Source organism: Clostridium lacusfryxellense, assembly GCF_018861735.1.
GTDB lineage: Bacteria > Bacillota > Clostridia > Clostridiales > Clostridiaceae > Clostridium_AD > Clostridium_AD lacusfryxellense.
In genome coordinates, this window is record NZ_JAHLEB010000088.1 from 1 (window position 1) to 10,874 (window position 10,874).

The 10,874-nt window shown below is 30.5% G+C and carries 8 protein-coding genes, 1 other RNA gene and 1 pseudogene; 3 read left to right on the top strand and 7 right to left on the bottom strand.

Annotated elements, in window-relative coordinates; all coding sequences use genetic code 11:
* Together KPL55_RS24495 and KPL55_RS24500 are read left to right on the top strand one after the other, a co-directional pair.
* Positions 1 to 699, top strand: a pseudogene (locus KPL55_RS24495) (hypothetical protein); the annotation flags it as partial.
* Positions 700 to 895: 196 nt separating this feature from the next.
* Complete coding sequence (locus tag KPL55_RS24500) at positions 896 to 1,978, top strand: glycosyltransferase (protein ID WP_216309377.1); 1,083 nt, start codon at positions 896 to 898, stop codon at positions 1,976 to 1,978.
* 353 nt (positions 1,979 to 2,331) lie between these two features.
* Here the strand turns inward: KPL55_RS24500 and rnpB are convergent.
* From rnpB to KPL55_RS24535, 7 genes are all read right to left on the bottom strand, one after another.
* Positions 2,332 to 2,718, bottom strand: an RNA gene (rnpB, locus tag KPL55_RS24505) — RNase P RNA component class A.
* Positions 2,719 to 2,804: 86 nt separating this feature from the next.
* Positions 2,805 to 3,626 (bottom strand): Nif3-like dinuclear metal center hexameric protein, encoded by an 822-nt coding sequence (locus KPL55_RS24510; protein WP_216309378.1) that lies wholly within the window; start codon positions 3,624 to 3,626, stop codon positions 2,805 to 2,807.
* Positions 3,617 to 4,306: a tRNA (adenine(22)-N(1))-methyltransferase gene (locus KPL55_RS24515; protein ID WP_216309379.1), complete on the bottom strand. Its 690-nt coding sequence runs from the start codon at positions 4,304 to 4,306 to the stop codon at positions 3,617 to 3,619. The genes KPL55_RS24510 and KPL55_RS24515 overlap by 10 nt, the downstream gene beginning before the upstream one ends.
* A gap of 11 nt (positions 4,307 to 4,317) precedes the next feature.
* Positions 4,318 to 5,205, bottom strand: a complete 888-nt coding sequence (locus KPL55_RS24520; protein ID WP_216309380.1) for a PH domain-containing protein — start codon at positions 5,203 to 5,205, stop codon at positions 4,318 to 4,320.
* Positions 5,206 to 5,351: 146 nt separating this feature from the next.
* A complete protein-coding gene (gene rpoD, locus KPL55_RS24525; RefSeq protein ID WP_216309384.1) occupies positions 5,352 to 6,449 on the bottom strand; it encodes an RNA polymerase sigma factor RpoD in 1,098 nt (365 codons plus the stop codon).
* Positions 6,450 to 6,471: 22 nt separating this feature from the next.
* Entirely contained in the window at positions 6,472 to 8,241 is a 1,770-nt protein-coding gene (gene dnaG, locus KPL55_RS24530; RefSeq protein ID WP_216309381.1) for a DNA primase, read from the bottom strand.
* Between the two features lie 226 nt (positions 8,242 to 8,467).
* Positions 8,468 to 9,496: a deoxyguanosinetriphosphate triphosphohydrolase gene (locus KPL55_RS24535; protein WP_216309382.1), complete on the bottom strand. Its 1,029-nt coding sequence runs from the start codon at positions 9,494 to 9,496 to the stop codon at positions 8,468 to 8,470.
* Positions 9,497 to 9,664: 168 nt separating this feature from the next.
* On the opposite strand from KPL55_RS24535, the gene KPL55_RS24540 reads away from it, so the two are divergent.
* Entirely contained in the window at positions 9,665 to 10,732 is a 1,068-nt protein-coding gene (locus KPL55_RS24540) for a CotS family spore coat protein (RefSeq protein WP_216309383.1), read from the top strand.
* Positions 10,733 to 10,874 lie beyond the last annotated feature (142 nt).

The window sequence follows — 10,874 nt, forward strand, 5'->3', positions numbered from 1 at the left end:
GCCGAAATTAAGACTGAAATTTTTGCAATAGAAGGTGCTGTGCTAAGTCCAACGTTTGGTTTGGCAGAAATTAAAACGGAAATAGTTGCAATAGAGAATGCTGTTTTAAGCACAACATTCGGTTTAGCTGAAATCAAAACAGAAGTATTTGCAATAGAAAGTGCTGTACTAAGTCCAACATTCGGATTAGCTGAAATTAAGACTGAAATTTTTGCAATAGAAGGTGCTGTATTAAGTCCAACGTTTGGTTTGGCAGAAATTAAAACGGAAATAGTTGCTATAGAAAATGCTGTCTTAAGCCAAACATTCGGATTAGCCGAAATTAAGACTGAAATTTTTGCAATAGAAGGTGCTGTGCTAAGTCCAACGTTTGGTTTGGCAGAAATTAAAACGGAAATAGTTGCAATAGAGAATGCTGTTTTAAGCCAAACATTCGGTTTAGCTGAGATAAAGACCGAAATTATTCAGATTGGCGGTGTAATAAACAGCACTACTGGCGGTATTTTTGAAATAAAAGCTGAGGTAATAGAGATTATTAATAGTGTTGAAAGTGGAACCTTTGGATTGGCAGAGATTAAGACGGAAATAGCTGCAATAGAGAGCGCTGTATTAAATCCTGCATTTGGTTTGGCAGAAATCAAGGCAGAAGTTATAGAAATTCTTGCTATTGTAAACCAAATACTACAGCTCTTATTGTAACCTAATGCACAACTGATAACTCTAAAATATATGCTCATTCACATTTTTCATGAATGAGCATTTATTCTAGAAGGCAATAAAATTTCTTAATGTTATGTTAAATATCCTGACAAACATAAGGAGAAATTAAGAAAGCAGTCACCAGTAATGAATGTAATTAATATTATGTATTGTAATATTTTATGGAGGAGATATTTTGATTACTATCAGCTTATGTATGATCGTTAGAGACGAAGATGAAACAATAGCACGATGTTTGGATACGGTAAAAGACATTGTAGATGAGATAATTGTTGTAGACACTGGGTCCGTGGACAAAACAAAGGATATTCTAAGTAGCTATGCTGCTTATGTTTATGATTTTAAATGGATAGATGACTTTGCAGCAGCAAGAAATTATTCATTTTCTAAAGCAACACAAGACTATATATTATGGCTGGATGCAGATGATGTTTTTTTGGAAGAAGATATAAATAAATTGAGATATTTAAAGGAATATATGGAGCCTTCCGTAGATGTCGTTATGATGAAATATAACCTAGGAGTTGACAACGATAAAAGGGCTGCCTGCACATATTACAGGGAACGTTTGCTTAAAAGAAATAAGAATTTTAAATGGAATGATCCTGTTCATGAGTATATAGAACCTACTGGAACTATAATACGTATGGATATTGGTGTCACTCATAAGAAATTAAAGCAAAGATCATCAAGGAATTTGGATATATTCGAAAAAATGATAGAGAGTGGAAAAGAGTTATCTCACAGAAATTGTTTTTATTATGGAAGAGAACTCAATGTTAATCGAAGATATGATGAGGCGATGGTCTATTTCGAAAAATTCTTATCTAAGGAAGGGGGCTTTTTTTCAAACTATATGGATGCTTGCATTGATTTCTCAAGAATATATACCATGAAAGGAGATAGAAAAAGCGCTATCAAAACATTACTCAGATGTTTTGAGTTTGGAGTACTGCGAGCAGAAATATGCTGTGAACTTGGAATTCAATATGAAGAAATGAAAGATTATGAACGTGCAATATCATGGTATGAGATTTCTACAAAACTCAATAAACCAGGAGATACAATGGGTGCTGTGATGCATGATTACTATAATTATATACCATATGCATCAATGGGTATATGTTATTTTAAACTCAATAACATTCAACAAGCAATTAAGTACAATGAAAAAGCTGCAGAGTTTAAACCAGATTCGTTTGTAGTAAACAATAATCGAAAGTATTTTAATACTTTCTTAACTAGCGAAAAAAAATGAATGTAACTCATTACTATTGCATTACATTCAGAATATCAATGTACACTTAAATTGCTGTTACTCTTTATTGGTTCCACTCTAATTCCAATAACATCACCTCAGTTATATTATACTATATTATTGTTAGCATTTTGTAAACATAAATCCTTATTTTTTATTGCATGGATTTTTATATACCAGTCTTTTTAGTACCCACTGATAAATGTTATCGGTGTAATATTATTCATAGATTATAACGAAAATTATATTGTAATGATTACCTTAATAAATAAAAAAAACATTAATAAAGACTATTTTGGGTGTAACTCGGTGGCAAAACTAAAAACACCATGCTTTAAGCATAGTGTTTTCAAGGTGTGAGTAAGTCTATAAGCCGAGTCCTGTATTAGACAATCATCTATCTAGGCCTATTGTTACCAATAAGCTCAAGCGATACACCCGAGAACGGGACGGGCAGCCCCAAAATGTTCTCCTATTCGATCTTGCTCCAGGTGGGGTTTACATAGCCGCAAAGTCGCCATTGCGCTGGTGAGCTCTTACCTCGCCTTTCCATCCTTGCTAGTATACTAGAAAACTTAGAAAACTAAATTTTATAATACCTTTAGCGGTATATCTCTGTTGCACTTTCCTTAAAGTCGCCTTCACTGGGGGTTATCCAGCACCCTGCCCTACGGAGCTCGGACTTTCCTCTCCTAAAGTACTGCATGCAATACTTTAGCAGCGATTGTCTGGCTTACTCGCAAGACCTATGATATCATACTATTAAAACAAAAGCAATTAAAATGTTACTTAACTCAAATCATGTATATTTTGTACGGTGTGAATTTTATACTTTGTAAAGTTTATATACTTCAGATGTACTTTGAGAAATGATAACCTCATTGTCATATCCACTCTCTAACAATGCTTTTTTGAATTTTTCTCCAAATATTTTAAACGGAACCCACTCCGACGCGAAATGTCCTGCGTCGATCAGCGCTACATTTTTCTCTAATAAATCACAGGCACCATGATATTTAGTATCTCCTGTAATAATACAGTCGGCGCCAAGTTTTATACTCTCATCAAAAAAATCTTCGCCACTTCCATTTATAATAGCAATAGTTTTTATTAAATCATTATCACGACCTACGTACCTTATATATTCTGCATTATATGTTTTTTTTACATTCTCACATAATTCTAATAGCATTATCGGCTCATCCAAAACCACTAATCTACCTAGACCAGAACGAACTACCCCATTATTAGAGTTTACTGATGGCTGAATTATTTTATATTTGTTAAACCCTAAAATTTCAGTAGCAATATCGTTTAAACCACCTTTGGTAGAATCCAAATTTGTATGGCTAGCATATACATTTATATCATTTTTAATAAGCTTTATAATTTTTTTTCCAACTAAGGTGTCAGTTGTTACAGTTTTAGGTTTATTGAAAAGAAGAGGGTGATGACTTAATATGAAATTACATCCTTTTTCCTTTGCCTCACTAATTACATCTATTGTGCAATCTAATGCAATTAATATTTTGGTGACTATTGCATCTTTATCTCCAACCATTAGTCCTACATTATCATAGTCCTCTTTAAGTATAGGTGGAGCAAAACATTCCATAATATTATCAATATCCCTGACTTTTAAAAACATTTTAAAAACTCCTCAAGTTTACTTTTAATGTAATAAATATGTTTTTTTCTATTTTTAGATGTTATTGTATCTTCATTTAATGTATCATATATTTTTGTGTACTTTTGTAATTTATATTCTATAAATTCTTTCATAACAATATGTTTTTTATCTAATAGCACCTTGCTTATCTCATAGTATATACTATCTATAACTACAGGTTTATTGTTGTATTTCACTTTAATAATTTCATAGAATCTACCATCATCGTTGCAAATTTCCTCATTAAGAATATCATATCCAGTATTATACAAATATTCCCTAAGTACTTCTGCGTTCTGAACGGGTTGAAGTATCATATAATCTAATTCCTTAACAACATCTAAGTCACTTTCCATGATATCTCTTATTAAGTTGCCACCCATACCTGCAATAACCGCTACTTCTACTTCTCCCTTTTTAACTGTAGAAAGTCCACTTCCAAGTCTACAACTAATTTGCCTAGATACTTTATTAAGTTCAATATTATTTTTAGCCTTCTCAACAGGCCCTTTATTTATATCAGATGCAATAGCTTTTTTTATCAAACCTCTTTTAACTAAATAAATAGGTACATACCCGTGGTCTGTTCCCACGTCAACAATAGTATCACACTCTTCTATCATGCTTGCAATTAACTTTAATCTTTCGCTAATATCCATACTCCTCATCCTTATCTAAAATTAATTAATATCCTAAATTGTATAATTAAAAATGCTATTGCCACAAGTAATGACAAATAAATATATTTATATGCTGATTTTCTATCGTATTTCGCGCAAAAATAACTTGCATAATACATACAAAAGAGTAGTGCCATATTTAACACTCCATAAACCATCTGTGTAAATGCAAATTGTTTTCCTGTGCCCATTTTTATTGGATTAAACTTCTCATCAAAACTTAGTGGCATAATATTAGGTATTGTATGTTTTAAATACAATATAAGTGGGTTTAGGGTTAATATTAGTATTATTATGCTGACTATTACAAAAGGTATAATAAAGTGCTTATCCTTATGAAGATTATAACTACTATTTATTTTATAATTCCATTCTAAATCATGAATATCATGACTTATTAATTTCTCTTCAAACTTTTTATAATCTAAAGGTGAAACTGCATAACTCATTTGTTTGGTTTTTATATAAAAAACATTTTCATTATCAGTCACAAGCATACTTGATAGTCCAATTTTATCGATTACAAATTTTCCCATAGCACAACTATTCGTAGATATACCATAAAGTCTAACACCTTTAATTATGCCACTTGACAAGGTGTATCCTTCTATTTCACTGAGTGGTATTATTACTTTTTTTAATGACCAAATTGCATAGATTGTTAGCTTTTCTTCATCCATAGTGCATTTAATCGAAACAAACAAAGCTATATAATATACTTGATATACATTACATAATACTAATATGATTTTTAATAAATTATCTACAATATATGAGTTCGTAAATCTAAGTAAAATTAAAATTGATATATTATATATTGCAGTCATTAGAACTATAAACCATAAGCCCTGTCCTCGCCTTGATACGTAACTATCCATTCAATCACCTTCTGAGACACATTATAGCATATTCAAGTCAATATTGTAAATATTGCTACACATTTTTAGATATAAAAAAAACACCTTTAAAAAGGTGTTTAAATCATTGTTATTTTATTTCATGATTATAATTTTCTTTATATGTTCTAATCTAAATAATCTTTAAGTTTTTTACTTCTACTTGGGTGTCTTAATTTACGTAAAGCCTTGGCCTCTATTTGTCTAATTCTCTCACGGGTTACATTAAACTCTTTCCCAACTTCTTCAAGTGTTCTTGCCCGTCCATCATCAAGACCGAATCTTAATCTTAAAACTTTTTCTTCCCTAGGAGTCAATGTATCTAAAACATTAATTAATTGTTCTTTAAGCATTGTAAATGCAGCAGCTTCTGCTGGTGCTAAGGCATCATCATCAGGAATAAAATCACCTAAATGACTATCTTCTTCTTCACCAATAGGGGTTTCAAGTGACACTGGTTCTTGAGCTATTTTCATAATTTCTCTAACTTTTCCAACTGGCATTTCCATTTTTTCAGCTACTTCATCTGGTTGTGGTTCCCGTCCAAGTTCTTGCAGTAACTGCCTCGAAACTCTAATAAGCTTATTTATAGTTTCAACCATATGAACTGGTATTCTTATTGTTCTTGCTTGATCGGCTATCGCTCTAGTTATTGCTTGCCTTATCCACCATGTTGCATAGGTACTAAATTTGAATCCTTTTCTATAATCATATTTTTCTACTGCTTTTATTAATCCTAAATTACCTTCTTGAATAAGATCTAGGAATAACATTCCACGCCCAACATATCTCTTAGCTATACTTACTACTAGTCTTAAATTAGCCTCTGCTAGTTTTTTCTTCGCAGCAAGATCTCCTTCTTCATTTCTTTTAGCAAGATCAATTTCTTCAGCTGACGATAATAAAGAAACCTTTCCAATTTCTTTTAAATACATTCGAACTGGGTCATCTATAGAAATACCTTCTGGTATACTAACATCAAGTTCTTCAGTTTCTGGCTCAGTTTCAGCTTGAGCTCCTGTAGCCGGCGTTGGAGCTTCATGTTGATCTCCTATAACATCTATCTCCATTGATTCTAAAACTTCATAAACTTTTTCTATTTGTTCTGGACTTAAATCTATTTCATAAAGTTCATCCATTACTTCTTTATAAGTTAAGGATCCCTTTTTCTTACCTTTTTCAATTAGCTTTTTGACTATGGTCATTTTTGAACTTTTATCCTTCATCATTTTGCCTCCTTCCTAAATACTATAATTGTTTTAAATCTTTTTGTAATTCTATAAGTTGTTGCGCAAGTTTTATAGATTCTTCTAGTAAGCCTTTTGATTCATACTGTTTGATTTTATTCATAATTTCTTTTTTCGACTCCTCTAACTTGAATTTTTTCAGTTGTTTAATGCAGTCATTTATAAGTTTTTTATGATCTTCTTCATTCCCAGAAAATTCAATTTCCATAGTATTTATCCATTCTTTTGTACATTCTATATCATTACACATAAATTCTATGTTTTTAATTTTTTCAGTTTTTGTTAAGTTTTTGTACTCAACAATTAACTCGTATATACTTTTATGGCTTTGAAGTACTAATTGTTCTACTGACATATTTTCTGTAATATAGTCACAATTTTCTTCATTTATAAACATAAATTTCAATAAATTTCTTTCAGCCTTAATATAAGCTGGCTCTAAGTATAATTTTTGTCCAAAATCTTGTTGTATATTCATTTTTTTTGTTTTTTGTGAATTTTTGTTAATTTCTTCACTTAATAAGTCGTATATTGCTTGTTCTTTGATGCCAGTTTCCTCAGATGCCTTTTTTATATATACATCTTTCTCCACTGGATCTAATTCCATAATAATTTCCGTAACCCTTTTAACATACTGTATTATCATTTCACTATTTGAAAAATTTATTCCATCGCTTGCTCTTTTAATTCTATAATCTATTAATGGAAGGGCATCATCCACTAATTTTTGAAAAGCCTGCTTACCACTTTTTTTTATATATTCGTCAGGATCCTTGCCCATCGGAACTATCAGGACTCTTAAATCAAAACCTTCGTTTTTTAATATTTCAAGTCCCTTTAAAGTTGCGGCTTGACCCGCAAAATCAGCATCAAAAGAAATAATAACTGTGTCTACATGTCTTTTCAATAGCTTTGCTTGATTAATAGTTAGTGCTGTCCCTAGCGATGCAACAACATTCGCAAACCCATATTGATGAAGTGAAATACAATCCATATATCCTTCTACAATTATTATTGTTCGAGATTTATTATTTTTAAGTACAAAATTCAATCCATAAAGATTTAAACCCTTATGAAATAATGGAGTTTCCGGTGAATTTAAATATTTAGGCTTTGAATCGTCTAAAACCCTTCCTCCAAACCCAATGACGCTGCCCTTATAATCAAATACAGGAAACATTATCCTATTTCTAAACCTATCATAATAGGACCCCTTAGGGCTTTTAGTAATTAATCCTATATTGTATAAATCTAATTCAGAGTAACCTTTCTTTTTTAGGTATAATAGCAACCCATCCCATTTGTCAAAAGAAAACCCTAACCCAAATTTTCTCATCGTAGCCTGAGTTATACCTCTATTAACGAAATATTCTTCAGCTTTCTTATCCTTTCTTAAATTATCATAAAAATACCTTGCTGCTTCTACATTGACTTTGTACATCTTAGTGTACATGGCTTTTTGGACATTATTTTCATCATTGTCTACTTCTATACTAATATTGGCTCTCTGTGCGAGTATCCTTGCTGCTTCAGGAAAAGATACATTGCTATCCTTCATAATGAAACTAATTACATTTCCTGCTTCACCACATCCAAAACATTTATAAATTTGTTTCTCGCCAGACACAGTAAAAGAAGGACTCTTCTCATTATGAAAAGGACAAAGCCCAGTGTAATTTCTTCCTGTCTTTTTTAACTTCACTCTTTCAGATATTACATCCACAATATCATTTTGTTCCTTTATTTTTCGGATGACATCTTCAGCAATCAATAGATTATTACCACCTTACTTATATAAATTCACAACATATTTGTATTCGACAAAAAAGTATATTATCCTTCTTTTTTTTCATTTTTTCTTTTATTTTTCTTTTGTAATAATTATGTTCGCTTATATTATATTCTTTATAAAATGCGAATTTCCTTCAAAATTTTTATATTTTATTTTTTTTCTTTATATTATTTCTTCAAAAATCATAATTTGTTCTCAATCCATTTTAATAAATAACAAATTTAGGTACGTATATATTATTAAAAAGCATTAAACAATAATCATCACTCATACCAGAAATATAATCCGCTACCCCTGTGTGTAAGCCTTCCTCCTCAACTATGAGTTTATAAAAATCAGGCATTGATTGTGGATTCTTAAAATAATATTCAAATACATTTGTAACTACAAATTGTGCTTTCTGCCTTTCTTCCTTTAATATCTCACCTTTGTATATATTTTCAAACATGAAATTTCTTAGATTAGCGAGTTCACTTCCAACTATTTCACTAAGTGACACACTTATATTTCCATCATCTAAATTACTTATGGTGTTATATATACAATCCTTAACTAAAGTATCTATTCTTTTCCCATGCTTTTTCCCCAGTACCTCAATAGCACTTTTAGGCAACATTGAATCGGTTAATAATTCTGCTCTTATGGAGTCATCTATATCATGATTTACATATGCAATTTTGTCACTATATCTAACAACTTGACCTTCTAGTGTAGCCGCCTTACCTATTTTAGCAGATAATCCACTATGATTAAGAATACCATCAAGTACTTCCTTACTTAAATTAAGACCGGCTCCTAATTTTTCTATTTTTGTAAGTACTCTAATGCTATTTTCATTATGTTTAAACCCTTGTGGCAAAATATCATTAAGCACCTCTTCACCATTATGAGCAAAAGGTACGTGCCCTATATCATGCCCCATTGCTATAGCTTCTATTAAATCTTCATTTAATCCTATTCCACGGCCTATTGTTTTAGCTATCTGCGCAACTTCTAATGTATGTGTTAATCTTGTTCTATAGTGATCACTACTAGTCTTTATGTATACTTGAGTTTTATGTTTGAGCCTGCGAAAAGATTTACTATATATTATTCTATCTTTGTCAACCATATAACACGTTCTTATATCATCTTCATCTTCTAAATTCTCCCTACCTTTTGAATTTAATGATAATGCCCCATATTTAATAATGCTATTACCTTCGTTCTTTTCTATTTTTTGGCGAATGTTCATAAGCTTCCTCCTGAATAAAAATTTTCTCCAGCATTATCTATCTTATTAAAGTTATCTTATGTTAGTATTCTACAAATCAAATTAATTTCCCTTTTTTTAAGTTAAACGTATATTATTAAAATTTTATTAATATTCTAATAATGTAATAATTTTTTAGGAGTTGTTAAGATGCCCTCTACGGCTAAAAACTATGATAACATAAATTTATTATCTGAAGAAAACGTAAAAAAATGTATTCTACCCCAATACAATTTAGCTAATGCTGATATATCTCAAATTAAATTTAAAGATACGGATAAACAAAGGGCAGTATATAAAGTGGATTACTACGACGAATCGTATTGTTTAAAAAAGGTTTATTATTCAATAAAGGATTTATTATTTGTATACTCAGCCATTGAATGGTTGCATAGAAATAATATCCACGTACCTCGGATCCTTAAAACAAGGACTAATAGCAGATTTGTAAATTATAATAATATGTTATTTATACTTACACCCTGGATTGTAGGCGTAAAATGTGATTATGATAATATAGATCATATTTTAGTATGTAGTACTACTCTTGCAAATATGCATAAAGTAAGTGTTAACTTTAAACCTATATGTGGTAGCTCTATGAAAGAAGACTACAGTTCTTTAAGTACTTCCATATATAAACACTACGAAAGCCTACTTAATTACTCTAACCTAGCTTATAATTATAACGATACTTTTTCAAAATTATATCTTGAGCATTTTGAAACAAGTAGCAATCTAGCTAAGTGCTCTGCAAACATTGCGTATGACATAAATTCAAATAATCTTACAAAATCATTGTGTCATCTTGACTATGTTAATAAAAATATTATATTCGATACTAATAATGAGATATGGGTAATTGATTTCGATAAATGTAGAAATGATTATTGCGCGCATGATATTTCCTATTCATTGAGACGCTTACTTAAAAGAGATAGTACAAAATGGGATATAGAACTAGCAATAAGTTTCTTAGAATTGTATGATAAAATTTTCCCTTTAACATTAGACGATTATAAATATATTCTTGTATATTTAGCTTTTCCTCAAAGATACTGGAAAATATCAAGAGATTATTATGGTAACATTAATAAATGCAATAAGAAAGCCTTCCTAAATCTACTAAATAACGCAACTAACAAAAATGCATATCAATTAGATTTTGTTGAAAAATTTAAGTGTTATATAAATAATAAATTTAAAACAAATCTATAATAACATAATTAAATAAATAAAAAGCCGCTCTAATGAACCGACACCTGTCAAGTAGACACGTAAAATAATTAAAAATGTATAAGATGATGCGATCAAATTGTTGGTCGCATTTCTTATGCAGTGTGTTTGTTCTTCTTTGCTT

Coding starts and splice junctions, on each gene's coding strand:
- KPL55_RS24510 (WP_216309378.1), bottom strand. CDS start 3,626: ATGTTTTTAAAAGTCAGGGATATTGATAATATTATGGAATGTTTTGCT.
- KPL55_RS24515 (WP_216309379.1), bottom strand. CDS start 4,306: ATGGATATTAGCGAAAGATTAAAGTTAATTGCAAGCATGATAGAAGAG.
- KPL55_RS24520 (WP_216309380.1), bottom strand. CDS start 5,205: ATGGATAGTTACGTATCAAGGCGAGGACAGGGCTTATGGTTTATAGTT.
- rpoD (WP_216309384.1), bottom strand. CDS start 6,449: ATGAAGGATAAAAGTTCAAAAATGACCATAGTCAAAAAGCTAATTGAA.
- KPL55_RS24535 (WP_216309382.1), bottom strand. CDS start 9,496: ATGAACATTCGCCAAAAAATAGAAAAGAACGAAGGTAATAGCATTATT.
- KPL55_RS24540 (WP_216309383.1), top strand. CDS start 9,665: ATGCCCTCTACGGCTAAAAACTATGATAACATAAATTTATTATCTGAA.